This is a genomic window from Pseudomonas sp. s4, from assembly GCF_046764235.1.
Taxonomy (GTDB): domain Bacteria; phylum Pseudomonadota; class Gammaproteobacteria; order Pseudomonadales; family Pseudomonadaceae; genus Aquipseudomonas; species Aquipseudomonas asiatica.
On sequence record NZ_CP177209.1, the window covers coordinates 232892 to 256632 of the forward strand.

A 23741-nucleotide genomic window follows, 5' to 3' on the forward strand; every position below is an offset into this window, starting at 1 on the left:
CCGATCATGACCGCCCCATTGCCAGGCCACACGGCCAGCAACCTGAGCCGTGTCGCAACGCCGCCTTTGCTCAAGGTGAATAACCTCAGCCTCGAATACCGCACCTCGCAACGCGTGGTGCGGGCCACCCATCAGGTCAGCTTCGAAGTCGACCGTGCCGACCGCTTCGTGCTGCTCGGCCCCTCCGGCTGCGGCAAGTCCACCTTGCTCAAGGCCGTGGCCGGGTTTATCTCGCCCCAGGAGGGGCAGATTCTGCTGCAAGGTCAGCCAGTCAGCGGTCCGGGCCCCGACCGCATCGTGGTGTTCCAGGAGTTCGACCAGCTGCCGCCATGGAAGACGGTGAAACAGAACGTCATGTTCCCTCTGCTGGTGTCGGGCCAGCTGAAACGCGCCGAGGCCGAGGAGCGGGCACTGCACTACCTGGAAAAAGTCGGCCTGGCCGCCTTCGCCGATGCCTACCCACACACCCTGTCGGGCGGTATGAAGGCGCGCGTGGCGATTGCCCGGGCCTTGGCCACTCAGCCGAAGATCCTGCTGATGGACGAACCGTTCGCGGCACTTGATGCGCTGACCCGGCGCAAGATGCAGGAAGAACTGCTGCTGCTATGGGAGGAGGTGCGTTTTACCCTGCTGTTCGTTACCCACTCCATCGAAGAAGCGCTGGTGGTCGGCAACCGCATCCTGCTGCTGTCGCCCCACCCGGGGCGGGTGCGGGCCGAAGTGCACAGCCACCAGTACGACTTGGGCAGCCTGGGTGGTAGCGACTTCCAGGCCAGTGCCCGGCGCATCCATCGTTTGCTGTTCGATGAGGCGGATGCCCCCGAACAGCCCGACGATCTTGGTTTCAACGATATCCGTATCGCCTACTGACAGGAGCTTCAGCCATGACCACTACACCTGTACGCCAGGAATACGAGGTGCAGCTGGAGCCTTTGCTCAGTGTGCCTGTGGAACGCAACCTGCCATTGGCTCAGCGCCTGTGGCAGCACGGCTGGTTGCGCAAGGCGGTCATCCTGCTGGTGATCGCCGTACTGTGGGAGGCCATTGCCCGCTATCAGGGCAACGATCTGCTGCTACCGACCTTCCTGCAGACGGCCACGGCGTTGTGGGACGGCATGGTCAGCGGTGAGTTGCCGGCCAAGGTTGGCGTGTCGCTGGTGATTCTGCTCAAGGGTTACCTGCTGGGGATCATCCTGGCCTTCGGCCTCACCAGCTTGGCGGTGTCGACCCAGCTTGGGCGCGATCTGCTGGGCACTCTGACTTCGATGTTCAACCCGTTGCCGGCGATTGCTCTGTTGCCGCTGGCCTTGTTGTGGTTCGGGCTGGGCGACAACAGCCTGATCTTTGTGCTGGTGCACTCGGTGCTCTGGGCGCTGGCGCTGAACACCTATGCGGGCTTCCTAGGCGTGTCGGAAACCTTGCGCATGGCCGGGCGCAACTACGGCCTGAAAGGGCTGCGGCTGGTACTGCATATCCTTGTCCCGGCGGCGCTGCCGTCGATCCTGTCGGGGCTGAAGATCGGCTGGGCATTCGCCTGGCGAACACTGATCGCTGCCGAGCTGGTGTTCGGCGCCAGCAGTGGCAAAGGCGGGTTGGGCTGGTACATCTTCCAGAACCGCAACGAGCTGTACACCGACAAGGTGTTTGCCGGGTTGGCGGTGGTGATCCTGATCGGTTTACTGGTGGAGGGGCTGGTGTTCAACACGCTGGAGCGGTTGACCGTTCGCCGCTGGGGGATGCAGCGCTGACGCGCATGTGCTTGGTTGGCCCGATCGCCGGCTTGCCGGTGATCGGGCTAATGTTGTCGGCCCAAATGGCGTAACCCTGAAACACTTTCAAATGTTTTCAAGCCGACTTGTCGCATAAATTGTAAGAAAATTCCTAATTTAGCATCGATCTCCGCAGAATGATTGCGTTGGAGTTTTTCCGTGCCTAGCCTGTTCCGCTCAATTGTTTACAAGGAACAGTAACCATGGCTTTCGACGCTTATATTCAAATCGCGGAAATCGCTGGCGAAGCAAAGGACGAGCAGTACAGTAACTGGATCGAAATCCTCGGCTACACGTTCGGCAGCAGCCAAAGCGCCTCCGCCACCGCCAGTTCCGCAGGCGGCGCCACTTCCGGGCGTACCACCCTGAGCAACCTCACCTTCACCAAGTACCTGGACAACGCCAGTTGCAAACTGCTCGAAGCCAGTTGCGCCGGGCAGCACCTGAAAGAGGTGAGGCTGGTCGTTTGCCGCGCTGGCGGCGATAAACTCAAGTACTACGAAGTGGTGCTCGAAGAAGTGATCATCGCCGACTACGCACAAAGCGCGCATGCCGGCGTACCTACCTAGTGGAGGGGCCGGTGCATTAGCGTGCGCGGTGGTCGGTGGAGCCGTAGGTGGAAAGATTGGTGGTGAAAATGGTAAAGAGGGTGGTGAGTGGCTTGGGGAAATTCTCTACGAGAGCATTAAGCCATGAGCTCATTTGAGATGAATGTGGTTGCGATTTGTTTTTTCTTCTTGGGCATAGTCGCGCTTTTAGTGCAGATATATATCGCCATAAGATATCTTGATAGGATTGAAGGGCTGCTATGGAAAAGTGATTTTGTATCGGGGAATAGGAGGCTTTATTTGCATGCGGGCATCCTCGGTAAAATTATGCGTATCTGTACCATATCAACACTTCTGAGCGCGCCATACCTATTTGCTCGCAAGGGATTGGTTGACGAGGCGCAACTGCAGAACTTTCCGGCGCGTATGAAAAGACTGCTTATAGTAACGTGGTGCACAATGTGTATTTCTTCAGTCGCATTCCTCGCGCTCGGGTCTTTTTAAGAAAGTGTTTGGAGGAAGCGCGCAGGCTGCAGTGTGATACGCGGTGCTCAATTTCGCCTTGTCTGAGGAAGCTTGCCGGGAAGATGGGAGCAACACGGTTGTTGGTTTGACCAGCTTGGGAGGCGAGTGTGTGGAAAGAGGATTGAATGAAATCGACAGCTGAAGTAATAGGAATGTCCATGTTGTTATTCTGGATAATGATCAGTGTGGGTATTATGATTTACCTAGCCTGCCGATATCTTGATTTGGTTGAATCGAACCTGTCGGGATGCAGTTATGTACGAGATAATCGGTTAAGTTTCTCATCAGCGGGTTTGCTAGGTAGAGTGTTGCGCATCTGTCTGGCCGAAAATATGCTTATGATGCCCGGTGTCTTTGTTAGCAAAGGTGTTGCGGATGCTTCCGAAATATTGCGCTTTCCAAAGGATCTGAAAATTAAAATTCTAGTTTCGTGGGGAGGGCTAATGACTTCTACGGTTATTTTTGTTGTTGCCCATAATGTTCTGAAGCTTTTAAGCTTGCCCAGTTGATTCTATCGGCTTAATTTATTATTAATTGGAGGGGTAAAGTGCCACTTTGCTATAAGCGGCTTGTGCTCTACTTTCATCTCGCAATTGCAGGCCAGGTTCTTAGCCATGGGAAATCGAGACTTGCTGGTGGGTGAGCCTTAAGCTCAATGGCCATCCTGATACTGTGCAGCCGCTTCAACGAGTGTCCTGGCAATCTCCATGCGTAGCTGGCTGGGCTGCTCGATCACCACGCCTGCTCCCTGGCTCAGCACCCACCAGCGCAACCCCCAGCCATCTTCCACGGTGGCCCGCAGCCGATGGCCATGCTCCAGCGCTGTCAGCTGCATATCGACACTCAACGGCGCTTCGCGCAACTGTCGAGCCAGCAGGTCGCTGACCCAGGCCTGTAGCTCGACCCCTTCACCTTGCGCCGGCTGCAGCGAACCACCGCGCAAAAAACCCTGCAGATCGAAATTCCCACGCAACTCGCCAGCAACGCTCGCCGACCAGTGCCAGCCAAACGGAATGCTCTTGTCATTGCGCTCCAGCGGAAATATCAGCGACAGCTCATTGAGATCACGCTCGACAGTGCGTTTGCTGACGGTGAAGCCCACGTCACGCAGGCGCCAGACCAATTCGGCGCTGGTAATGCCAGGGGAACGGCTGGGCAACTGGCGCAGCAGCGCCCACTGTCGGCTGAGGGTGGCGCGAGTGGTGGCGAACGGCAAAAGATAACGTCCTTGTCTAGGCTTGCCGCAATAGGATGGCGGCAGGCGTGGGTCATGGCAATTGGCCACAGCCTGCTCAGATCAAGGAAGTCGCATTTGGTTGCCTGGTGCCGAATCGTTCGCGACAGGTTTTGACGTTACGTCACGCAGAATCACGCCTCATCACAGCCGAAGGTTGGGGTTGTGTGTCGTTCAATGAGGATGAACATGTCTGCTGCCAGCAATATCCATTCGCTGCTTGCCCGCCTTTTGCCCGAGCGGGTCATTGCCCCACCGGCCGCTGTCGGGAGGCGACAGCGACTGTTTGCCGGGATAGGGTTGCCCAGCCAGCGCTCGCTGCTGGTCAGTCGCCTGGACGAAGCCAGCGACTTGCAGACGGTTTACGTCGACCTGCGCCGCCAGGCCTTGCAAGGCAACGTGGCGGCGCTCAACGACCTTGGCTGGATCTGGCTCAACGGCAAATACTGGCGTGCTGACACCGTGTTGGCCGGCCACCTGTTGCGCATGGCGGCCCTGCAAGGCAATGCCGCGGCGTGGTTCAACCTTGGGCAGCAACATTACTTCGGCAAAGGTATCGAACCCTCTTACCTACAGGCGGCGGAGTGCTACCGGCAGGCTTTCGAGCGGGGCATGCTGCATGCCGCTGCTGCGCTGGGTGACCTGTACGAGGAAGAAGTGTGCGATGGCAGCCTGCAGTGGCAGGTAGATCTTGTACAGGCCTACCAGTGGTTCCTGCGCGGGGCCGAGCAGGGCGAGGCACGCTGCCGTTTCGAGGTGGGCTACCGGTTGATGCACGGGCTGTACGTGGAGGTTGATCTCAAGGCCGCACTGTACTGGCTGGAACTGGCGGCAGCTGCGGGGGTGGTGCAGGCGGCCGAAGAGCTGGCGGTACACTTCAGCAGCCGTGACGAGGGCCGCTACCAGGAGTGGCGTGACCGGGCGGTGCAGATGGGCAGTACATTGGCCTTGACCATGAAGCTGGAAGACCAGATACAGCCCTGAATTTGCTGCTGCTTGTCCGGGCCCTTTCGCGGGCTCGCCCGCTCCCACAGGAATTGCACAAACTTCAGGTCCTGTGAGGGAGGTCCCTGTGGGAGCGGGCAAGCCCGCGAAAGGGCCAGTAAGACAAAAGCATGAACAACATTTCACCCAGGCTATCCGTCACCCCCGGTTGACGAAAGGGGGAGGCAAAGGCGTATATTGATAGTTAGCAAACTATGAATATCCTTGGTTCCTGTCATGTCCCTTGATCTCCTGCGCCTGCAAGTCAGCAGCGGCATGGTGGTTGCCGCCCGCCATTGGCGGCGTATCTGCCATACCGCCCTGACCGGTTACGGCATTTCCGAGGCTTGTGCCGTGCCGTTGCTGATGATCGTGCGCCTGGGTGACGGCGTGCATCAGGTGGCCGTGGCCCAGGCCGCCGGCCTGGAAAGCCCGTCGCTGGTGCGCCTGCTCGACCAACTGTGCAAGGCCGGCCTGGTATGCCGCAGCGAGGACCCGCTGGACCGCCGCGCCAAGGCCCTGAGCCTGACCGCCGCAGGCCGCACGTTGGCCGAGTCCATCGAAGCCGAACTGGTGCGCCTGCGCCGCGAGGTGCTGCATGGCATCGACCAGGCCGATTTGGAAGCCGCCTTGCGCGTGCTGCGTGCCTTCGAAGCCGCCGGCCTGGGCAACACAGGCGGGACAGCATGAGCGGTTTCTTCAGCTCGGTGCCCCCGGCCCGCGACTGGTTCTATGGCGTGCGTACCTTTGCCGCCTCCATGATCGCCCTGTACATCGCCCTGCTCATGCAGTTGCCGCGCCCCTATTGGGCCATGGCCACGGTGTACATCGTCTCCAGCCCGTTCCTTGGCCCCACCAGCTCCAAGGCCCTGTACCGTGCCGTGGGCACGCTGCTCGGTGCTGGCGGGGCGATTTTCCTGGTACCACCGCTGGTGCAGTCACCGTTGCTGCTGAGCATCGCCATCGCCCTGTGGACCGGCACCTTGCTGTTCCTTTCGCTGAACCTGCGCACCGCCAACAACTATGTGCTGATGCTGGCCGGCTACACCTTGCCGATGATTGCCCTGGCGGTGGTCGACAACCCGCTTGCTGTGTTCGATGTGGCGTCTTCCCGCGCCCAGGAAATCTGCTTGGGGATCGTCTGCGCGGCGGTGGTCGGAGCGATCTTCTGGCCACGCCGGCTGGCGCCAGTTGTAGTCGGTGCCACTGGTAGCTGGTTCATCGAAGCGATCCGCTACAGCGACACCTACCTGGCCCGCCAGGCCAGCGCAGACCAGGTTGGCGGCATGCGCGGGGCGATGGTCGCCACCTTCAACTCGCTGGAGCTGATGATCGGCCAGCTCGGCCATGAAGGTGCCGGTCCGCACACCCTGAAGAATGCCCGCGAGTTGCGCGGGCGCATGATCCACCTGCTGCCCGTGATCGATGCCCTCGACGACGCCTTGGTCGCCCTCGAAGGCCGCGCCCCGGCACAGTTCGCCCAGTTGCAACCGTTGCTCGATGCCGCCCGCGAATGGCTCAAGGGCACTGTCGACAGCGCCTCGGTCGCCCGCTGGACCGCCCTGCACGAACAGATCGAGCGCCTGCAGCCGGGCGCCGCTGCCCTCGACCAGCGCGCCGAACTGCTACTGTCCAACGCTCTGTACCGCCTGACCGAATGGGCCGACCTGTGGCAGGACTGCTGCAGCCTGCAACATGCCCTGCGCAGCGACGATTCCAAACCCTGGCGCGCGGTGTACCGCCACTGGCGCCTGGGCCGCCTGACGGCGTTCTTCGACCGTGGCCTGATGCTGTATTCGGTGGCCTCAACCGTGCTGGCGATCGTTGTCGCCTGCGGCCTGTGGATCGGCCTGGGCTGGAACGACGGCGCCAGCGCAGTGATCCTCGCCGCCGTGTCGTGCAGCTTCTTCGCCGCCATGGACGACCCGGCGCCGCAGATCTACAGGTTCTTCTTCTGGACGCTGATGTCGGTCATCTTCTCCAGCCTGTACCTGTTCCTGGTGCTGCCCAACCTGCACGACTTCCCGATGCTGGTGCTGGCCTTCGCCGTGCCATTCATCTGCGTTGGCACCCTGACCGTGCAGCCGCGCTTCTACCTGGGTACCTTGCTGACCATCGTCAACACCTCGACCTTCATCAGCATCCAGGGTGCCTACGACGCTGACTTCTTCACCTTCCTCAATTCCAACCTGGCCGGCCCCGTGGGGCTGCTGTTCGCCTTCATCTGGACCTTGGTGATGCGCCCGTTCGGTGTGGAGCTGGCGGCAAAGCGCATGACCCGCTTCGCCTGGCGCGACATCGTTGAAATGACCGAGCCGGCCACCCTGGCCGAGCACCGCCAGGTCGGCGTGCAGATGCTAGACCGCCTGATGCAGCATCTGCCGCGTCTGTCGCAAACCGGCCAGGACAGCGGGGTGGCACTGCGCGACCTGCGCGTGGGGTTGAACCTGCTCGACCTGCTGGCCTATATGCCGCGTGCCGGCCAGCAGGCTCGTGAACGCCTGAACACAGTGGTCGAGGAAGTCGGCGCGCACTACGCCGCCTGCCTGCGCGCCGGCGAGCGCCTGCACGCCCCGGCCGCGCTGCTGCGCAACATGGAGCGCGCGCGCCTGGCGCTGAACCTGGATGAGCTGTACGAGCGCGGCGATGCCCGTACCCACCTGCTGCACGCGCTGAGCGGCCTGCGCCTGGCGCTGCTGCCGGGCGTGGAGGTGATGCTCGAGCCAGCCGAACAACCGCAACTGCCCCCCGGCCTCGACGGAGCGCCCCTGTGATTGGTGAACTGGATATCAGCGGGGTATTCCTGCCCACGCTGCTGGTGATGATGTTTGGCACCTACCTGCTGTTCCTCGGGGTGCACGCGGTGCTGGTGCGCCTGCATTTCTACCGCCTGGTCTGGCACCGGGCGTTGTTCAACGTTGCTCTTTATGCCGTGCTGCTTGGTGCGGTGGACCACTTTTGCCGAAACCTGATGCTGCCATGAAAAAACCTTTGCTGACCCTGGGCCGTGTGGTCCTGACCTTGCTGGTAGTGACCTTCGCCGCCGTGCTCGTGTGGCAGATGGTGGTGTACTACATGTTCGCCCCCTGGACCCGCGACGGCCACATCCGCGCCGACGTGATCCAGATTGCCCCGGACGTGTCCGGGCTGATCCAGAAGGTCGAGGTGCGTGACAACCAGACCGTCAAGCGCGGCGATGTGCTGTTTACCATCGACCAGGACCGCTTCACCCTGGCCCTGCGCCAGGCCAAGGCGACCCTGGGTGAGCGCCAGGAAACCCTGGCCCAGGCCTCCCGCGAAGCGCAGCGCAACCGCAAGCTGGGCAACCTGGTGGCCGCCGAACAGCTGGAAGAAAGCCAGTCCCGCGAGGCCCGTGCCCGTTCCGCCGTCAGCGAAGCGCAGGTGGCCGTCGATACCGCCCAGCTCAACCTCGACCGCTCGGTGGTGCGCAGCCCGGTGGACGGTTACCTGAACGACCGAGCACCGCGTAATCACGAATTCGTCACCGCCGGCCGCCCGGTGCTGTCGGTGGTCGACAGCGCCTCGTACCACGTCGATGGCTACTTCGAGGAAACCAAGCTTGGCGGTATCCACATCGGCGATGCCGTGGACATTCGCGTCATGGGCGACAACACCCGCCTGCGTGGCCATGTGCAAAGCTTTGCCGCCGGCATCGAAGACCGTGACCGCAGCAGTGGTGCCAACCTGTTGCCCAACGTCAACCCGGCATTCAGCTGGGTGCGCCTGGCTCAGCGTATTCCGGTGCGCATCGCCTTTGATGAAGTGCCGCAAGACTTCCGCATGATTGCCGGGCGAACCGCCACGGTGTCGATCATCGAGGGCCAGCGCCCATGAAACAGCTGATCCTGGCGGGGCTGTGCCTGTCGTTGGGGGCCTGCATGATGGTCGGCCCCGACTATGAGGTGCCGAAGGACGCGGCGGTGCAACGCAGCGACCTCAACGGCCCGCTGCGCCAGGATGCCGACAGCGTGGTATCGGCACCGGTGCCTGAGGACTGGTGGCAGCTGTATCAGGATCAACGGCTGAACGAGCTGGTGCGCCAGGCCCTGAGTGCCAACACCGACCTGCGCGTGGCTGCCGCCAACATTGCCAAGGCGCGCGCCCAGGTCGAAGTGGCTGAGTCGCAAGGTGGCTTCAACGGCGGCGTCAAGCTTGGCGCCCAGCGCCTGCAGGAATCGGGCGAGGCCTTCCTGCTGCCAGAGAAAGTGCCGGTGGCCAACATCGGCGAAGCCATCATCAGTGCCTCGTACCAGTTCGACCTGTGGGGTACTTTCAAGCGTGGCACCGAGGCGGCCAAGGCCAATGCCGACGCAGTGCAGGCCGCCGCCGATACCGCCCGCATTACCCTGGTGGCGGATGTGGTCAAGGCCTACACCCAGGTGTGCTCGGCCAACGAGGAATACCACATTGCCCGCGAGTCGCTCGACCTGCAGGAGCAGAGCGTGAAGCTCAACCAGCGCCTGCGTGATGCCGGGCGTGGCGACGAAACCCAGGTCACCCGCTCGCAGACCCAGTTCAAATCCTTGCGCGCCGAACTGCCACGCTTCAAGGCAGAGCGCGAGACCGGCATGTACACACTGGCTGCCTTGTTGGCCAAACCGGTCGATCAGCTGCCTGCCGGCACTGCCGATTGTGCCGAGCTGCCGCACCTGAACCAGCTGGTGCCGGTGGGCGATGGCGCGGCGCTGCTCAAGCGCCGTCCAGACGTGCGCCAGGCCGAACGGCAGCTGGCCGCTGCCACTGCCTACATTGGGGTGGCTACCGGCGCCCTGTACCCCGACATCAGCATCGGCGCCCAGGTTGGCACCATTGGTATCCTCGAGAACCTTGGCGAGCCGGCGACCAACCGCTGGGGCTTTGGCCCGCAGATCAGCTGGACCATCCCCACCAACGGCACCCGTGCCCGCATTCGCATGGCCGAAGCCTCGACCCAGGCAGCCCTGGCGAATTTTGATGGGGTAGTGCTGAACGCCATTCGCGAGACCCAGACCCGCCTGGCGCAGTACAGCGCCCTGTTGGACCGGCGTGACGCGCTGGCCGAGGCGGAGAAGTCGGCCAAGGAAGCGGCGGACCAGACGCACCGGTATTACCAGGCGGGGCGTGAATCGTTCCTGGCCGACCTGCAGGCGACGCGTACCTATACCGACATGCGCGCGCAGCTGGCAGCGGCCAATAGCCAAGTGGCTCAGGGGCAGATCGGTGTGTTCCTGGCGTTGGGTGGGGGTTGGAAGGGCACCGCCAAGCCTTGAGGCCAAATCGCCGGCAAGCCAGCTCCCACAGGTACTCCACCGCTTTTGAGGCCTGTGGTTCACCTGTGGTAGCCAGCTTGTGCATGCCTTGAAGTTGGTCCGGACCATGTGTGTGTGGCTTGCCGGCGATTGAGGGCAAAGCCCTCGCCTAGGTTCTAGAGCTGTAAGACATTTCCGAACCAGAAACCAAATGCTTCAGTTCGGACGCCCTGTCGAATTATCCTACAGCACCTGTCGGAAGGTGCTGTCTTGGCTGGGAAGCACACCAGGTTTAATGTCCTCGGCTCGCCTTTTCAGGTGAGTTGCCTCACTTCTGTTGCCCATTCCTTTCTGTTTATTCGGTGTCGATAAAGGACATTTACAGGCTTGATGTTATATCGGTATCGATATAATTTGTGTGCAGGCTCCTGAAATCTGTGCATTGCCATGTACGCCAGAAAGGTGCAGCGGCATGACCAAACACACGGGTGAGGCATGAGGCGCAAGCGCAGCTGGCGATTGGAGCGATGGCGAAGGGGTATGCGGCATGTGGGACGGTCAGAAGCCTATCGAATGGGTAGGCGGCAGCAAGGATGATGTGCGCAGGTTTCCACCAGCGGCGAGGCAGCGGGCTGGGTATCAGCTGGACTTGATCCAGTCCGGTGAAGAACCTACCGACTGGAAGCCGATGGAGAATGTGGGGCAGGGTGTGCGGGAGATCCGCATCAAGTGTAAAGACGGTGCTTTTCGCGTGTTCTATGTTGTGAACCGCCCGGAGGCTGTCTATGTCCTGCATGCATTCCGCAAGACAACTGAAAAGACGGATAAGCGCGATATTGATGTGGCGAAAGCCCGTTTCAAGTCGCTGGACTGAGAGGTGATCAACAATGGCGAATGAACGCTCGGCATCTGTATGGGACGCGTTGGCTGATACGCCAGAAGAGGCCGACAACCTTCGGCTGCGCTCGCAGTTGATGCGTATTTTGGTCAAGACGGTGCGTGCCTGGGATCTACCTCAGAAGGATGCGGCGCGTCGGCTACATGTCACTCAACCGCGCTTGAGTGAGCTTTTGAATGGGAAGATTGACAAGTTTTCCCTGGATGCCCTGGTAAATCTGCTGGCCAATGCCGATCTGGAAGTGGATTTCACGGTGAAGGAAAAGCTCGCCTGAATCGGTGGCTGGACCATGAGGGCCAGGCCTTGCCGTTTTCAACCCGCACCGAACTGAGGCGTCGTAAGACATTTCCGAACCTGAAACCAAATGCTTCAGTTCGGATGCCCTGTCGAATTATCCTACAGCACCTGTCGGAAGGTGCTGTCTTGGCTGGAAAGTGTTCCCGGAATACTGTCGTGGGGTCGCCTCGCAAGGCGATCGGGCGTGAGACACCCGGATTTCATTCGGTAGCACCGCTTTATGGCGGTCGTGTGCGGACAGGCTTCGGTCTGGCCGGGGTTACCGTATGTCCCGTGTCTCACACCGTGCACGACTGCCACCCAACTTCGTGAGACAAGGAGGAGAGCAGTTCAATCCCCCATACGGAGTTCCGCCATGAACAAGCTCGTCCCCGATCCACCAGTTACCGATCTGCTTCTGCTCGACCCTCCCGCACTCTCACTAATCGATCCACTCAGCCCCAAAGACTGCGAAGAGCTGATCAGCGCCATCACCCTGACCATCGACCACACCACCACAGTCCTGCTCGACAACCCTCCCGGCGACATGCGCAATGCCATGGGCATGAATATTCGATTGCTCTGCCGCCTGATCAATGCCGTGTGCGACCGCACCCATGCAACCCGCCACGATCAAGGAGCGACCCGATGAGCGATGATCCAAGAGACTCTGCAACCGCAGGTGTGGAAACCTTCGACTTGTTCCGCCTGCAGCCAAATGTGCCGTTCAGCCATGCTTTCTCGCAGCTATCTGTGCTGCTGGGCTGTATTCGCCACCTGACCACCGAAGCGGAAATGGAAAACGACCGCATTGCCGGTAGCGCTGTGCGGATACTAAGCGAGATGGCCAAGGCCTTGATCGATGATATGGAGCGGGGGATGAACAAGGTTCTTCAATAACCCTAAAGACCCCGGGGCCGCTGTGCGGCCCATCGCCGGCAAGCCAGCTCCCACACCTGTACGTTCACTGCTATCGAGTCCTGTGACTGACCTGTGTGGCTTGCCGGCGATGAGGCCCAGGCAGGTCAGCGCCTGCCACAGGCCTGATGTGTACCCTGTGGGAGCTGGCTTGCCGGCGATAGGGCCCTGACAGGCAAAGCCCCATCAAAGCCAAATTGCATCCCAATGCGGATAATCCCCCACCCTCGCGACCAATCCTGCCCGCTTCGGATTCATGACGATGTACCGCGCCACCGCCTGCACATCCTCCTCCCGGCGCAAGGCCCGGTCATGAAATCCCTTCTGCCAGAGCTGGCCGCTTCGCCCTTGATACCTGTTGATCATCATGGTGCTGCGAGATTTCACCCTGCGCATCAAGCGCTTCAGGCTGCCCGGTCCAAGCTCGACCAGCCAATGAAAATGATCTGGCATCACCACCCAGGCCAGCGATCTGACGGCACCTTCCTCTTCAGCCTGGCGCAACTCGGCAACCAGAAAGCGGGCCGAGTGAAAGTCATTGAATATTGGGGCCCGGTCGAGGGTTGTGCTGGTAAGCAGATACAATCGACTGGTTTCCGAAAAACGGCCAAGCCGTAACTGGTCTGAGTGGGGACGATCCATGTTCCCTGTCTCCTGATGGGTTGCTCCTCAGGCTAGTGGCTATGGATCTGCGAATAACCAATCAATTGGTACCCGGTGTTTCCAGTGACATCGGCGCAACCTTTATCGCCGGCAAGCCAGCTCCCACCTCGACCTCATCTCCCTCAAGCCATGTGCAATACCTGTGGGAGTCTGGCTTGCCAGCGATGAGGCCCGAACCGGCAACACAAGACAGAATCTCCCACAGGTTCAGCGCATTCCCCCTCTTCATCTGATTTGTAGCAAGATTTTTCATTAAATCCGCCCAGCACCCTTGAGTGAAGCAAAGTGGGAGTGAACAATGTTCTCTTTCGCATTCCCTTCGAGACTGGCCATGAAAACCCGTTCCCGTCTGCTTGCCTGGCTGCCGGTTATTTTGCTCGGCCCGGTGCTGGCGCTGTGCAGTACCCTGGCGCTGGCCGAAGCCCCCGCCGAGGCCTCCAAGGCCCTGCACCTGCTGGACTACATTGGCGCCGACTACCCGCCCACCGTGCAAGACGGCAAGGTGATCGACGATGGTGAATACCGCGAGCAGCAGGAGTTCAGCGCGGTATTGGCCGACTTGGTCAAAGGCCTGCCTGCGCATGCTGAACAAGCAGCCCTGGAGCAGGGCGTCCAGGCGCTGCGCCAGGCCATCGACCAGCGCCAGGACGGCCCGGCTGTTGCCAGGCAGGCCCGCCAGCTGGGTGCACGCCTGGCGGTGGCCTACGAGGTCAGCCAGGCTCCGGTGATTACCCCGGACCCGGCCCGTGGCGCTTCGCTGTATGCGCAAAACTGCTCGATCTGCCACGGCGAAACTGGCGCCGGCGACGGCCCGGCCGGCGTGGGCCTGGAGCCTGCACCCGCCAACCTGCGCGATGTTTCGCGCCTCGACCAGTTGAGCCTGTTCGACCTCTACAACACCCTGGCCCTGGGCATCGATGGCACCGAGATGCCTTCGTTTGCCGACCAGCTGGACGACCGCCAGCGTTGGGATGTGGCTGCCTACATCGCCAGCTTCACCGCCAAACCAGAAGCCGGCAAAGGCGACAAGACCTGGAACATCGCCGACCTGGCCCGCCAGACCCCGGCCGAAGTCGCCGCCAGCGAAGGTGCCACGGCCGTGGAGGCGTTCCGCGCCCAGCGCGCGCAGCCGCCGCAGGTCAAACGTGGCCCGGCGCAATTGCTCGAATACACCGCCAGCACTCTGGACAAGAGCCTGGCGGCCTACCGCGCAGGTGATCACGACCAGGCCTATGACCTGTCAGTAGCGGCCTACCTGGAAGGCTTCGAGCTGGTGGAAAGCTCGCTGGACAACATCGACACCCAGGCGCGCAAGGACACCGAAAAATCGCTGATGGCCTACCGTCAGTCGCTGCAGGACGGCTTGCCCGTGGCCCAGGCCGAGCAACGCCTGAGCGAAGCCAAGGCCAAGCTCGAGCAGGCTTCCAAACTGCTGGGCAGCGATGGCCTGAGCTGGTCGCTGAGCTTTGTATCCGGCTTGCTGATCCTGCTGCGCGAAGGCCTGGAGGCGATTCTGGTGCTGGCGGCGATCCTGGCCTTCCTGCGCAATACCGGCCAGCAGTCGGCGGTGCGCAGCGTCAACATCGGCTGGGGCCTGGCGCTGGTGGCCGGTTTCGCAACCTGGGCGCTGGCAGCCTACGTGATCGACGTTGGTGGCGCCCAGCGCGAGCTGCTGGAAGGCTGCACGGCGCTTTTCGCCGCGGTGATGGTGCTGTGGCTTGGCGTGTGGATGCACGACCGCCGCCATGCTGCCGCCTGGCAGGATTACATCAAGAGCAGCCTGGTCAGTGGTGGCGGACGTTTCGGTTTTGCCGTGCTGGCGTTCTTCTCGGTTTACCGCGAACTGTTCGAAGTGATCCTGTTCTACGAAACCCTGTGGCTGCAGGCCGGCCCAGCCGGGCACCAGGCGGTGCTGGCGGGTGGCGCCACGGCGCTGGTGCTGCTGGTGGGGTTGGCCTGGGTAATCCTGCGTGGCTCGGCCAAGCTGCCGCTGTCGCTGTTCTTCAGTATCAACGCCGCGCTGCTATGTGCCTTGTCGGTGGTGTTCGCCGGGCATGGCGTGAAGGCGCTGCAAGAGGCCGGGGTACTTGGCACGCGGCCGGTGGCGTTCTTCGAGTTCGACTGGCTGGGGGTTCACGCTGACGCCTACTCGCTTTCGGCGCAGGCGCTGGCCTTGCTGGCCATCGTGTTCCTGTACGGGCGCTCGCGCCTGGCGGAAAGGCGCAGGGCAGCGGCCAACTGATTAGGGCCGCGCTGCGGTCCATCGCCGGCAAGCCAGCTCCCACTCCGACCGCATCGGCTTCAAGCCATTTGCTGTACCTGTGGGAGCCGGCTTGCCGGCGATGGGCTGCAAGGCAGCCCCTGGCATTATCAGTTCAGGCCGGCTGTGGCGCCTTGAGAATGTTCTGCAGCAACTGGACACTTTCGACAGCGTCATGACCCAGGCTGGTCAGATAGCCGCCATCAGGTTGATCGGTCAGCCCCTTTTCATGCAGGCGTTGCGCGGCGGCTACCAGGGCAGGGGAAGCGTTCTTGTGAATCTTGATGCCTTCCTGGCTGCTGTCGTGCTTGAACAGCGAAAGTACTTCCAGTTCAGCAATCAGATCGGGGGTAAAAGGCATGGCGACTCCTGACTTCCAGACAAGGATGACGGCACCGTTCTACGGTGCCTGATCTTCGAGTGTAGCCGGGTTATTCGTCCTCGCCTTGATCCATCTCAGGTGGTAACTCTGGCAGCGCCCGCAGCGCGCTTTCATACCACTCGCTGTTGAACGCGCGGTCTTCCACCAGCATGTTGTCGATCTCGAAGGCCAGCACATGGGCCATCAGGTTGAGAATGTCTTCACGCTCATAGCCAACCAGGGTCAGCTTGTTGAAGGTGGCCTTGGCCGCAGGCGGCTCGCCGCTTTCTATCTGGTTCTCGATAGCCTGGGTCAGCGTTGCCTCGGCGAAGGCTTCGTCGTCGTCATTGTCGATTTCGGTGGGCTCGCTCATGGCGGTACTCCTGTGATGGGATGCACAGTGTGCCACGCCCGTGGCGGCAATGCCCGGGCATTGACAGGGTGCATGACGCTGGTCAGGGGCGGTCGTACGGTCTATAAAAGCCGGGCCAACCCCTTACGGCCTGGAGGCTGTTACCTCATGCTCAAGCTTCATGGATTCTCGGTCAGCAACTACTACAACATGGTCAAGCTGGCCCTGCTGGAAAAAGGCCTGCCCTTCGAAGAAGTCATCTTCTATGGCGGCCAGGCGCCACAGGCGCTGGAAGTGAGCCCGCGAGGCAAGGTGCCGGTGCTGCAGACCGAACACGGCTTCCTCAGCGAAACCAGTGTGATTCTCGACTATATCGAGCAGACCCAGGGCGGCAAGGCGCTGCTGCCTGCCGACCCGTTCGGGCAGGCCAAGGTGCGTGAGCTGCTCAAGGAAATCGAGCTCTACATCGAACTACCGGCGCGTACCTGCTATGCCGAGTCTTTCTTTGGCATGCAGGTCGAGCCACTGATAAAGGAAAAAGCTCGCGCGGATCTGCTGGCCGGTTTTGCCACGCTCAAGCGTAACGGCCGCTTCGCCCCCTATGTGGCGGGTGAGCAACTGACCCTGGCAGACCTGATGTTCTGCTTCTCGGTCGACCTGGCCTACGCGGTGGGCAAGAAGGTGCTGAACATCGACTTCCTGGCGGACTTCCCGCAGGCCAAGGCGTTGCTGCAGCTGATGGGCGACAACCCGCACATGGCGCGGATCGTGGCGGACAAGGAGGCGGCGATGCCGGCCTTCATGGAGATGATTCGCAGCGGTAAACGCTAAAAGCTGGGGCTGCTTCGCAGCCCATCGCCGGCAAGCCAGCTCCCACAGTTACAGCGCTTACCTTGAGGGTCACGCCATACCTGTGGGAGCTGGCTTGCCGGCGTTCGAGGGCAAAGCCCTCGCCTTGAGGCCTTAACGCGAAGCCAGCAGCGCCTTGCCGCGGGCGACGGCCGCACGCACCTGCGCCGGTGCGGTACCACCAATGTGGTTACGGGCATTCACCGAGCCTTCCAGGGTCAGCACGGCAAACACGTCCTGCTCGATCTGGTCGCTGAACTGGCGCAGTTCGTCCAGGCTCATTTCGGCCAGGTCCTTGCCGGTTTCCACGCCATACTTCACCGCGTGACCCACGATCTCATGGCAGTCACGGAACGGCAGGCCACGGCGTACCAGGTAGTCGGCCAGGTCGGTAGCGGTGGAGAAGCCGCGCAGGGCCGCTTCACGCATGATGGCGTGCTTGGGCTTGATGGCCGGAATCATGTCGGCAAAGGCACGCAGCGAGTCGCGCAGGGTGTCGGCGGCGTCGAACAGCGGTTCCTTGTCTTCCTGGTTGTCCTTGTTGTAGGCCAGCGGCTGGCCTTTCATCAGGGTCAGCAGGCCGGTCAGGGCGCCGAACACACGGCCGCTCTTGCCACGTACCAGTTCCGGCACGTCCGGGTTCTTTTTCTGCGGCATGATCGAGCTGCCGGTGCAGAAGCGGTCTGGCAGGTCGATGAACTGGAACTGCGCGCTGGTCCATAGCACCAGCTCTTCGGAGAAGCGCGACAGGTGCATCATCGCCACACTGGCGGCGGCGCAGAATTCGATGGCGAAGTCGCGGTCCGACACGCCGTCCAGCGAGTTGCCGGCCACGGCTTCGAAGCCCAGCAGCTTGCAGGTGAGCTCGCGGTCGATCGGGTAGGTGGTGCCTGCCAGCGCGGCGCTGCCCAGGGGCATGCGGTTGGCACGCTTGCGGCAGTCGACCAGGCGCTCGTAGTCGCGGCTGAGCATTTCGAACCAGGCCAGCAGGTGATGGCCGAAGGTGACCGGCTGTGCCGTCTGCAGGTGGGTGAAGCCGGGCATGATGGTTTCGGCTTCACGCTCGGCCTGCTCCAGCAGGCCCTGCTGCAGGCGAGTAATCTCGGCCAGGATCAGGTCGATTTCGTCGCGCAGCCACAGGCGAATGTCGGTGGCCACCTGGTCGTTGCGGCTACGGCCGGTGTGCAGCTTCTTGCCGGTGATGCCGATACGGTCGGTCAGGCGTGCCTCGATGTTCATGTGCACGTCTTCGAGATCGACGCGCCAGTCGAAGGTGCCGGCTTCGATCTCACCCTGGATGGTCTTCAGGCCATCGATGATGGTGTCGCGCTCGGCATCGCTGAGCACGCCGACCTGCGCCAGCATGGTGGCATGGGCGATCGAACCCATGATGTCGTGGCGGTACAGGCGCTTGTCGAAATCGACCGAGGCGGTGAAACGGGCGACGAAGGCGTCGACGGGTTCACTGAAGCGGCCGCCCCAGGACTGATTGGTCTTGTCGGTGCTCATGGATTCACTCATTGCAGGCGTGAACGAAAAAGTGGCGCCGATGATAGCAGGGTTTGGGCCGGCCGCCGCAGGGCGCTGGTCGACAGAATTGCGCGGAAAACGATAGAGAAGGATTTGCAGGAATGAACGGCAGTGTTCCACGGACCGTCTACAGTTGGACAGGAGGACTGGCAGTGAATCTGCCGGCCGAGTGAATCTTTGGCCTTCGCACCGGTCTAGAGCGTGACCTTAGTGTCGCTCGAACCATACCTGTCTACGCTATACCTGTGCGAGACTCATTCAGGAATCCAGCGCAATTATGAATGTCCTGATCGTTGATGACGAACCCCAAGGCCGTGAGCGCCTTAGCCGGCTGCTCGGCGAACTGGAGGGTTACACCGTGCTGGAGCCTAGCGCCACCAACGGCGAGGAGGCCTTGGCGCTGATCGAAAGCCTTAAGCCCGATGTGGTCCTGCTGGACATCGGCATGCCAGGCCTGGATGGCCTGCAGGTTGCTGCTCGCTTGTGCGAGCGCGAGGCGCCTCCGGCGGTGGTGTTTTGCACCGGGGACGATGAATACGGTGCCGAGGCTTTCAAGGACAGTACCCTCAGCCATGTGACCAAACCTTTCCAGGCCCAGGCCTTGCGCGATGCCCTGCGCAAGGCCGAAAAGCCCAACCGCGCCCAGTTGGCGGCGCTCACCAGGCCGGCCAACGAAGGCGGCGGCCCGCGTAGCCACATCAGTGCCCGCACGCGCAAAGGCATCGAGCTGATCCCTTTGCCCCAGGTCATCTATTTCATTGCCGACCACAAGTACGTGACCTTGCGCCACGAGGCCGGGGAAGTGTTGCTCGACGAGCCGCTCAAGGCCCTGGAAGACGAGTTTGGCGAACGCTTCGTGCGTATCCACCGCAATGCCCTGGTCGCCCGTGAGCGTATCGAACGCCTGCAGCGCACGCCGCTGGGGCATTTCCAGCTATACCTGAAAGGCCTGGACGGTGACGCCCTGACCGTCAGCCGGCGCCATGTGGCCGGTGTGCGCAAGATGATGCAAACCCTCTGAGCCTGTACCGGCCCAATCGCCGGCAAGCCAGCTCCCACAGGTATAGTGTCAGCCTTGAGCCTTGCACGGCTGAGGGAGCTGGCTTGCCGGCGATTGGGCGGTACAGGTAAGCACAGGATCCTGATCCACATCTGCTAGCGATACCGGCGATGCTGTTATCATCGACAGCATTTCTCTGGATCGGGGCGTTCCATGTCCACTCGCGAAATCCGCATTGCCACCCGTAAAAGTGCCTTGGCCCTGTGGCAGGCCGAATACGTCAAAGCCCGCCTCGAGCAGGCCCACCCCGGTCTGCTGGTGACCCTGGTGCCCATGGTCAGCCGTGGCGACAAGCTGCTCGACGCGCCGCTGGCAAAGATCGGTGGCAAGGGGCTGTTCGTCAAGGAACTGGAAACCGCCCTGCTGGACAACGAAGCCGACATCGCCGTGCATTCGATGAAGGACGTGCCCATGGACTTCCCCGAAGGCCTGGGCCTGTACTGCATCTGCGAGCGCGAAGACCCGCGCGATGCCTTCGTTTCCAATACCTTTGACAGCCTCGATGCGCTGCCTGCCGGCAGCATTGTCGGTACCTCCAGCCTGCGTCGCCAGGCCCAGTTGCTGGCGCGTCGCCCGGACCTGGAAATCCGCTTCCTGCGTGGCAACGTCAACACCCGCCTGGCCAAGCTAGATGCCGGTGAGTACGACGCTATCATCCTTGCCGCTGCCGGCTTGATTCGCCTGGGTTTCGAGGACCGCATCACTTCCGCCATCAGCGTCGATGACAGCCTGCCGGCAGGCGGCCAGGGTGCGGTGGGTATCGAATGTCGCAGTGCCGACCACGAAATCCATGCACTGCTGGCACCGCTGCACCATGCCGATACTGCCGACCGGGTGGTGGCCGAGCGTGCCCTGAACAAGCGCCTGAATGGTGGCTGCCAGGTACCGATTGCCTGCTATGCGGTGCTTGAAGGTGACCAGCTGTGGCTGCGTGGCCTGGTAGGCCAGCCCAGCGGCGGTACCCTGTTGGTGGCCGATGCCCGCGCACCACGTACTGCCGCCGAAAGCCTGGGCGTGCAGGTGGCCGAGGACCTGCTGGGGCAGGGCGCCGAGGCCATCCTCAAGGAAGTCTACGGCGAGGCCGGCCACCCGTGAGTTCGTGGCGCCTGTTGCTGACCCGGCCTGCCGAGGACTGTGCGGCACTGGCGCAAAGCCTGGCAGCGGCGGGGGTAGCCAGCAGCTGCCTGCCGCTGCTGGCAATCGAGCCCGTCGCTGTGGACAACCAGCAACGCCTGTTGCTGGAAGGCCTGCACGCCTTCCAGGCGATCATCGTGGTCAGCAAGCCGGCAGCCCGTTTGTTGCTTGAGCAATTGGCCGAGGCCGGCCTGCGGCCACCCATGCAAGGTTGGTTCACCGTGGGCGAGGCGACCGCCGCCGTGCTTCAGGGTGCAGGCGTGGCGGTGAGCGTCCCGCCACGCGGCGATGACAGCGAAGCGTTGCTGGCGCTGCCAGCCCTGCACCAGGCAGTTGCCGTGCCGGCACCGCGGATCTTGATCGTTCGTGGTGTGGGAGGTCGCGAACTGCTGGCAGAGCGTCTTGCAGAGCAAGGTGCTAGTGTCGATTATCTGGAACTGTATCGTCGCTGCCTGCCGGCTTACCCGGCGGGCACCCTGATGCGCCGCATCGAAGCGGAACGCCTCAATGGCCTGGTGGTCAGCAGTGGGCAGGGTTTTGAACACTTGCAGCAGATGGCCGGCGCCGATTGGCCGCAGCTGGCGCGTCTGCCGCTGTTCGTGCCCAGCCCTCGGGTTGCCGATCAGGCCAGGGCCGCCGGGGCCCAACAGGTTGTGGATTGCCGTGGCGCCAGTGCCACGGCCTTGCTGGCAGCCGTGCAGCGCAGCGCTGCACCTGCCTCTTAAGGCGCTAAGCTGAACGCGATGCGCCCCCATGCAAAGGATGGATACGTGAGCGAGACTGTCTTGTCCAATAACGATCAGCCGTCGGCACAGGCGCCGGCGGAACCCGTCACCACCCCACCTGCCAAGCGCTCCGGCAGTGGCCTGGCAACGCTGGCCCTGCTGTTGGGCGCGGCCGGGGTGGCGGTAGGTGGCTGGGGTGTCTGGCAGGTGCGTCAACTGCAAGGCAGCGAATTCAACCAGGGCCAGCACATCGAGGCGCTGAACCAGCGCGCCGAGGCCCTGCAGCAGCGTGAGCAGCAGATCAGCGCGCAACTGGCCAGCCTGCCGGCAGCCAGCGAGCTGGAAGACCGCCGCCGCCTGGTGGCACAGTTGCAGGGTGACCAGCAACGTCTCAGCCAGCGCCTGGAAACCATACTGGGCGAAAGCCGCAAGGAATGGCGCCTGGCCGAGGCCGAGCACCTGCTGCGCCTGGCCACCCTGCGCCTGTCGGCGCTGCAGGACATCACCAGTGCCAAGGCCTTGGTCGAGGGGGCGGACGAGATCCTGCGCGAGCAGAGCGATCCGGGTGCCTTCGCCGCCCGTGAGCAATTGGCGCGCAGCCTGGCCACGCTCAACAGCACTCAGCAACCGGACCGTACCGGCCTGTTCCTGAAACTCGCCGCTCAGCGCGAGCTGGTGCAGCAACTCAGCGCCCAGTCGCCAGAGTTCGACACCAATGCCGATGCCCTGGGCGCGCTCACCGCCGATGGTGATGGCGCCAGTCGCCTGTCCCAATGGTGGGCCGAAATCTCCAAGTACTTCCAGATCGACTTCAACGCCGATGACAACGTGCGTCCGCTGCTGGCCGGGCAGCAACTGAACCAGCTGCGTCTGGCCCTGAGCCTGACCATCGAGCAGGCCCAGTGGGCAGCGCTCAATGGCGATAGCAAGGTCTACACCCAGGCGCTGGACGACGCCCGCAGCGTGCTGCTGGCCAACTTCAACGCCGACAACCCGCAAAGCAAGGCCATGCTTGACAGCCTCAATGCCTTGGCCGAACAGCCGGTGTCGGTGGTTACCCCTGACCTCAGCGAAAGTCTGGCCGCAGTGCAGGCCTATATCCAGCGCCGCCACCTGCCGGCCGATGCTGAAGGGGGCAAGCCATGAAGCGTGTCTACCTGCTGGCCGTGCTGGCGATCGTGGTCGCCGCGGCGCTAGGTATCGCGGTCGCCAAGCACAGCGGCTACGTGCTGATCTCCTATGGCAGCTTCCGCTACCAGTCGGGGCTGTGGGCGGCCTTGGCCGGCTTGCTGGTTGTGGTGCTGTTGCTGTGGCTGGTGCGCTACCTGGTCGGCCTGGTGCTGACTTCCAGTGGCGTGGTCAACCCGTGGTCGCGGCGTAATCGCAGCCGGCGTGTTCGTCTGGCCATCGAGCAGGGCCAGCTGGACCTCGCCGAGGGCCGTTGGGCCAGTGCCCAGCGCCATCTGCACCGTGCCGCCGAGGCCGAGCGCCAGCCGTTGCTGTATTACCTTGGTGCCGCGCGTGCCGCCAACGAGCAAGGCCGAACCGAAGACAGCGACAACCTGCTGGAACGTGCTCTGGAGCGCCAGCCGCAAGCGGAGCTGGCTATTGCCCTGACCCATGCGCAATTGCAGATGGACCGTGGCGAAAGCGACGGCGCGCTGGAAACCCTGCTGGCGATGCAGGAGCGCCACCCGCACAACGGCCAGGTGCTGCGCCTACTGCAGCGCCTGCACCTGGAACGCGGCGACTGGTCTGCCCTGATCCGCCTGCTGCCTGACCTGCGCAAGGGCAAGGTGCTGCCGGCCGCCGAGCTGGCTGCCCTGGAGCAACGTGCCTGGGGCCAGAACCTGAGCCTGGCCACCACCCGTGGCGAGGATGCGCAAAGCGCCCGTCAGGCTCTGGAGCGCGCCTGGCAGCAACTGACTGCTGCCCAGCGCCAGGAGCCACAACTGGTGCTGGCCTATGCCGAGCAATTGCGTCAGGTGGGCGCCCAGAGCGAAGCGGAACAAGTGCTTCGCACCGCTCTCAAGCGTGAATACGAAAGCCATCTGGCACGCCTGTACGGCCTGGTGCGCGGCGATGACCCGGCGCGCCAGCTGCAAACAGCCGAAGGTTGGCTCAAGGCCCACCCGCAAGATGCCAGCCTGCTGCTAACCCTGGGCCGTCTGAGCCTGCAGAACCGCTTGTGGGGCAAGGCACGGGACTATCTGGAAAGCAGCCTGCGCATGGAACGCAACCCCGAGGCCTGTGCCGAGCTGGCGCGCCTGCTCGCCGGCCTTGGCGAGACCGAGCGCAGCAACCAGCTGTTCCAAGAGGGCCTCGGCCTGCTGGACGAGCGCCTGCTGGCCCTGCCTTTGCCCGAAGGCGTACGCGCCTGACCTACCCCAGGGCCCGCGCAAAGGT

General features: G+C 62.4%; 25 protein-coding genes and 1 pseudogene. 21 read left to right on the forward strand and 5 right to left on the reverse strand.

Annotated features, from left to right (window positions below):
- Nucleotides 1-6: 6 nt before the first annotated feature.
- The 4 genes and pseudogenes from ACK56M_RS01045 (at nucleotide 7) to ACK56M_RS01060 (ending at nucleotide 3351) form a co-directional block, all read left to right on the forward strand.
- Complete coding sequence (locus ACK56M_RS01045) at nucleotides 7-870, forward strand: ABC transporter ATP-binding protein (RefSeq protein ID WP_100414145.1); 864 nt, start codon at nucleotides 7-9, stop codon at nucleotides 868-870.
- A gap of 14 nt (nucleotides 871-884) precedes the next feature.
- The gene (locus ACK56M_RS01050) at nucleotides 885-1748 is read left to right on the forward strand and encodes an ABC transporter permease (RefSeq protein WP_015268522.1); all 864 of its coding nucleotides are present in this window, start codon (nucleotides 885-887) and stop codon (nucleotides 1746-1748) included.
- A gap of 224 nt (nucleotides 1749-1972) precedes the next feature.
- Nucleotides 1973-2332 (forward strand): annotated as a pseudogene (locus ACK56M_RS01055) (Hcp family type VI secretion system effector); the annotation flags it as partial.
- A 635-nt stretch (nucleotides 2333-2967) separates the two neighbouring features.
- On the forward strand, nucleotides 2968-3351 hold the full coding sequence (locus ACK56M_RS01060) for a hypothetical protein (RefSeq protein WP_411959216.1): 384 nt from the start codon (nucleotides 2968-2970) through the stop codon (nucleotides 3349-3351).
- Between the two features lie 143 nt (nucleotides 3352-3494).
- Here ACK56M_RS01060 and ACK56M_RS01065 read toward each other — a convergent pair whose 3' ends face one another.
- Nucleotides 3495-4058 carry a WYL domain-containing protein gene (locus ACK56M_RS01065; protein ID WP_100413107.1) on the reverse strand — a complete coding sequence of 188 codons (564 nt, stop codon included), beginning with the start codon at nucleotides 4056-4058 and terminating at the stop codon, nucleotides 3495-3497.
- A gap of 207 nt (nucleotides 4059-4265) precedes the next feature.
- Here ACK56M_RS01065 and ACK56M_RS01070 point away from each other — a divergent pair, with 207 nt between their 5' ends.
- The 10 genes from ACK56M_RS01070 (at nucleotide 4266) to ACK56M_RS01115 (ending at nucleotide 12383) form a co-directional block, all read left to right on the forward strand.
- Entirely contained in the window at nucleotides 4266-5060 is a 795-nt protein-coding gene (locus tag ACK56M_RS01070) for a tetratricopeptide repeat protein (protein WP_100413106.1), read from the forward strand.
- A gap of 237 nt (nucleotides 5061-5297) precedes the next feature.
- Nucleotides 5298-5750, forward strand: coding sequence for a MarR family winged helix-turn-helix transcriptional regulator (locus ACK56M_RS01075; protein WP_100413105.1), 453 nt, complete (start codon nucleotides 5298-5300; stop codon nucleotides 5748-5750).
- On the forward strand, nucleotides 5747-7834 hold the full coding sequence (locus ACK56M_RS01080; RefSeq protein ID WP_411959217.1) for an FUSC family protein: 2088 nt from the start codon (nucleotides 5747-5749) through the stop codon (nucleotides 7832-7834). The genes ACK56M_RS01075 and ACK56M_RS01080 overlap by 4 nt, the downstream gene beginning before the upstream one ends.
- Nucleotides 7831-8043, forward strand: a complete 213-nt coding sequence (locus ACK56M_RS01085; protein WP_003255905.1) for a DUF1656 domain-containing protein — start codon at nucleotides 7831-7833, stop codon at nucleotides 8041-8043. Before ACK56M_RS01080 ends, ACK56M_RS01085 begins: the two co-directional genes overlap by 4 nt.
- Nucleotides 8040-8915: an HlyD family secretion protein gene (locus tag ACK56M_RS01090; RefSeq protein WP_010951565.1), complete on the forward strand. Its 876-nt coding sequence runs from the start codon at nucleotides 8040-8042 to the stop codon at nucleotides 8913-8915. The genes ACK56M_RS01085 and ACK56M_RS01090 overlap by 4 nt, the downstream gene beginning before the upstream one ends.
- Nucleotides 8912-10330, forward strand: a complete 1419-nt coding sequence (locus ACK56M_RS01095) for an efflux transporter outer membrane subunit (protein WP_015268531.1) — start codon at nucleotides 8912-8914, stop codon at nucleotides 10328-10330. The genes ACK56M_RS01090 and ACK56M_RS01095 overlap by 4 nt, the downstream gene beginning before the upstream one ends.
- Before the next feature lie 526 nt (nucleotides 10331-10856).
- Nucleotides 10857-11183: a type II toxin-antitoxin system RelE/ParE family toxin gene (locus tag ACK56M_RS01100; protein WP_411959218.1), complete on the forward strand. Its 327-nt coding sequence runs from the start codon at nucleotides 10857-10859 to the stop codon at nucleotides 11181-11183.
- Between the two features lie 13 nt (nucleotides 11184-11196).
- The gene (locus ACK56M_RS01105) at nucleotides 11197-11481 is read left to right on the forward strand and encodes a helix-turn-helix domain-containing protein (protein ID WP_003260206.1); all 285 of its coding nucleotides are present in this window, start codon (nucleotides 11197-11199) and stop codon (nucleotides 11479-11481) included.
- 378 nt (nucleotides 11482-11859) lie between these two features.
- Nucleotides 11860-12135: a hypothetical protein gene (locus ACK56M_RS01110; protein ID WP_003260202.1), complete on the forward strand. Its 276-nt coding sequence runs from the start codon at nucleotides 11860-11862 to the stop codon at nucleotides 12133-12135.
- A complete protein-coding gene (locus tag ACK56M_RS01115) occupies nucleotides 12132-12383 on the forward strand; it encodes a DUF3077 domain-containing protein (protein ID WP_015268532.1) in 252 nt (83 codons plus the stop codon). The genes ACK56M_RS01110 and ACK56M_RS01115 overlap by 4 nt, the downstream gene beginning before the upstream one ends.
- Nucleotides 12384-12587: 204 nt before the next feature.
- Here ACK56M_RS01115 and ACK56M_RS01120 read toward each other — a convergent pair whose 3' ends face one another.
- Complete coding sequence (locus ACK56M_RS01120) at nucleotides 12588-13043, reverse strand: REP-associated tyrosine transposase (protein WP_015268533.1); 456 nt, start codon at nucleotides 13041-13043, stop codon at nucleotides 12588-12590.
- A gap of 319 nt (nucleotides 13044-13362) precedes the next feature.
- Here ACK56M_RS01120 and ACK56M_RS01125 point away from each other — a divergent pair, with 319 nt between their 5' ends.
- Nucleotides 13363-15306 (forward strand): FTR1 family protein, encoded by a 1944-nt coding sequence (locus tag ACK56M_RS01125; RefSeq protein WP_264209714.1) that lies wholly within the window; start codon nucleotides 13363-13365, stop codon nucleotides 15304-15306.
- Nucleotides 15307-15439: 133 nt separating this feature from the next.
- On the opposite strand, the gene ACK56M_RS01130 is transcribed toward ACK56M_RS01125, so the two are convergent.
- The gene (locus tag ACK56M_RS01130; protein WP_015268535.1) at nucleotides 15440-15685 is read right to left on the reverse strand and encodes a TIGR02647 family protein; all 246 of its coding nucleotides are present in this window, start codon (nucleotides 15683-15685) and stop codon (nucleotides 15440-15442) included.
- 70 nt (nucleotides 15686-15755) lie between these two features.
- Entirely contained in the window at nucleotides 15756-16058 is a 303-nt protein-coding gene (locus ACK56M_RS01135; RefSeq protein ID WP_015268536.1) for a hypothetical protein, read from the reverse strand.
- 147 nt (nucleotides 16059-16205) lie between these two features.
- On the opposite strand from ACK56M_RS01135, the gene ACK56M_RS01140 reads away from it, so the two are divergent.
- On the forward strand, nucleotides 16206-16868 hold the full coding sequence (locus ACK56M_RS01140) for a glutathione S-transferase (protein WP_015268537.1): 663 nt from the start codon (nucleotides 16206-16208) through the stop codon (nucleotides 16866-16868).
- Between the two features lie 132 nt (nucleotides 16869-17000).
- On the opposite strand, the gene argH is transcribed toward ACK56M_RS01140, so the two are convergent.
- On the reverse strand, nucleotides 17001-18395 hold the full coding sequence (gene argH, locus ACK56M_RS01145; RefSeq protein WP_015268538.1) for an argininosuccinate lyase: 1395 nt from the start codon (nucleotides 18393-18395) through the stop codon (nucleotides 17001-17003).
- 298 nt (nucleotides 18396-18693) lie between these two features.
- Between argH and ACK56M_RS01150 the strand changes: the two genes are divergently transcribed.
- From ACK56M_RS01150 to ACK56M_RS01170, 5 genes are all read left to right on the forward strand, one after another.
- On the forward strand, nucleotides 18694-19437 hold the full coding sequence (locus tag ACK56M_RS01150; RefSeq protein ID WP_015268539.1) for a LytR/AlgR family response regulator transcription factor: 744 nt from the start codon (nucleotides 18694-18696) through the stop codon (nucleotides 19435-19437).
- Between the two features lie 192 nt (nucleotides 19438-19629).
- Complete coding sequence (gene hemC, locus ACK56M_RS01155; RefSeq protein ID WP_015268540.1) at nucleotides 19630-20571, forward strand: hydroxymethylbilane synthase; 942 nt, start codon at nucleotides 19630-19632, stop codon at nucleotides 20569-20571.
- Complete coding sequence (locus tag ACK56M_RS01160) at nucleotides 20568-21335, forward strand: uroporphyrinogen-III synthase (protein ID WP_015268541.1); 768 nt, start codon at nucleotides 20568-20570, stop codon at nucleotides 21333-21335. The genes hemC and ACK56M_RS01160 overlap by 4 nt, the downstream gene beginning before the upstream one ends.
- A gap of 45 nt (nucleotides 21336-21380) precedes the next feature.
- On the forward strand, nucleotides 21381-22481 hold the full coding sequence (locus ACK56M_RS01165; protein WP_015268542.1) for a uroporphyrinogen-III C-methyltransferase: 1101 nt from the start codon (nucleotides 21381-21383) through the stop codon (nucleotides 22479-22481).
- On the forward strand, nucleotides 22478-23716 hold the full coding sequence (locus tag ACK56M_RS01170; RefSeq protein ID WP_015268543.1) for a heme biosynthesis protein HemY: 1239 nt from the start codon (nucleotides 22478-22480) through the stop codon (nucleotides 23714-23716). Before ACK56M_RS01165 ends, ACK56M_RS01170 begins: the two co-directional genes overlap by 4 nt.
- Nucleotides 23717-23741 lie beyond the last annotated feature (25 nt).

Excerpts from the sequence above, each read along its gene's own strand:
- ACK56M_RS01045 (WP_100414145.1), top strand. The coding sequence starts at position 7 with ATGACCGCCCCATTGCCAGGCCACACGGCCAGCAACCTGAGCCGTGTC.
- ACK56M_RS01050 (WP_015268522.1), top strand. The coding sequence starts at position 885 with ATGACCACTACACCTGTACGCCAGGAATACGAGGTGCAGCTGGAGCCT.
- ACK56M_RS01060 (WP_411959216.1), top strand. The coding sequence starts at position 2,968 with ATGAAATCGACAGCTGAAGTAATAGGAATGTCCATGTTGTTATTCTGG.
- ACK56M_RS01070 (WP_100413106.1), top strand. The coding sequence starts at position 4,266 with ATGTCTGCTGCCAGCAATATCCATTCGCTGCTTGCCCGCCTTTTGCCC.
- ACK56M_RS01075 (WP_100413105.1), top strand. The coding sequence starts at position 5,298 with ATGTCCCTTGATCTCCTGCGCCTGCAAGTCAGCAGCGGCATGGTGGTT.
- ACK56M_RS01080 (WP_411959217.1), top strand. The coding sequence starts at position 5,747 with ATGAGCGGTTTCTTCAGCTCGGTGCCCCCGGCCCGCGACTGGTTCTAT.
- ACK56M_RS01090 (WP_010951565.1), top strand. The coding sequence starts at position 8,040 with ATGAAAAAACCTTTGCTGACCCTGGGCCGTGTGGTCCTGACCTTGCTG.
- ACK56M_RS01095 (WP_015268531.1), top strand. The coding sequence starts at position 8,912 with ATGAAACAGCTGATCCTGGCGGGGCTGTGCCTGTCGTTGGGGGCCTGC.
- ACK56M_RS01100 (WP_411959218.1), top strand. The coding sequence starts at position 10,857 with ATGTGGGACGGTCAGAAGCCTATCGAATGGGTAGGCGGCAGCAAGGAT.
- ACK56M_RS01105 (WP_003260206.1), top strand. The coding sequence starts at position 11,197 with ATGGCGAATGAACGCTCGGCATCTGTATGGGACGCGTTGGCTGATACG.
- ACK56M_RS01110 (WP_003260202.1), top strand. The coding sequence starts at position 11,860 with ATGAACAAGCTCGTCCCCGATCCACCAGTTACCGATCTGCTTCTGCTC.
- ACK56M_RS01115 (WP_015268532.1), top strand. The coding sequence starts at position 12,132 with ATGAGCGATGATCCAAGAGACTCTGCAACCGCAGGTGTGGAAACCTTC.
- ACK56M_RS01120 (WP_015268533.1), bottom strand. The coding sequence starts at position 13,043 with ATGGATCGTCCCCACTCAGACCAGTTACGGCTTGGCCGTTTTTCGGAA.
- ACK56M_RS01125 (WP_264209714.1), top strand. The coding sequence starts at position 13,363 with ATGTTCTCTTTCGCATTCCCTTCGAGACTGGCCATGAAAACCCGTTCC.
- ACK56M_RS01130 (WP_015268535.1), bottom strand. The coding sequence starts at position 15,685 with ATGCCTTTTACCCCCGATCTGATTGCTGAACTGGAAGTACTTTCGCTG.
- ACK56M_RS01135 (WP_015268536.1), bottom strand. The coding sequence starts at position 16,058 with ATGAGCGAGCCCACCGAAATCGACAATGACGACGACGAAGCCTTCGCC.
- ACK56M_RS01140 (WP_015268537.1), top strand. The coding sequence starts at position 16,206 with ATGCTCAAGCTTCATGGATTCTCGGTCAGCAACTACTACAACATGGTC.
- argH (WP_015268538.1), bottom strand. The coding sequence starts at position 18,395 with ATGAGCACCGACAAGACCAATCAGTCCTGGGGCGGCCGCTTCAGTGAA.
- ACK56M_RS01150 (WP_015268539.1), top strand. The coding sequence starts at position 18,694 with ATGAATGTCCTGATCGTTGATGACGAACCCCAAGGCCGTGAGCGCCTT.
- hemC (WP_015268540.1), top strand. The coding sequence starts at position 19,630 with ATGTCCACTCGCGAAATCCGCATTGCCACCCGTAAAAGTGCCTTGGCC.
- ACK56M_RS01170 (WP_015268543.1), top strand. The coding sequence starts at position 22,478 with ATGAAGCGTGTCTACCTGCTGGCCGTGCTGGCGATCGTGGTCGCCGCG.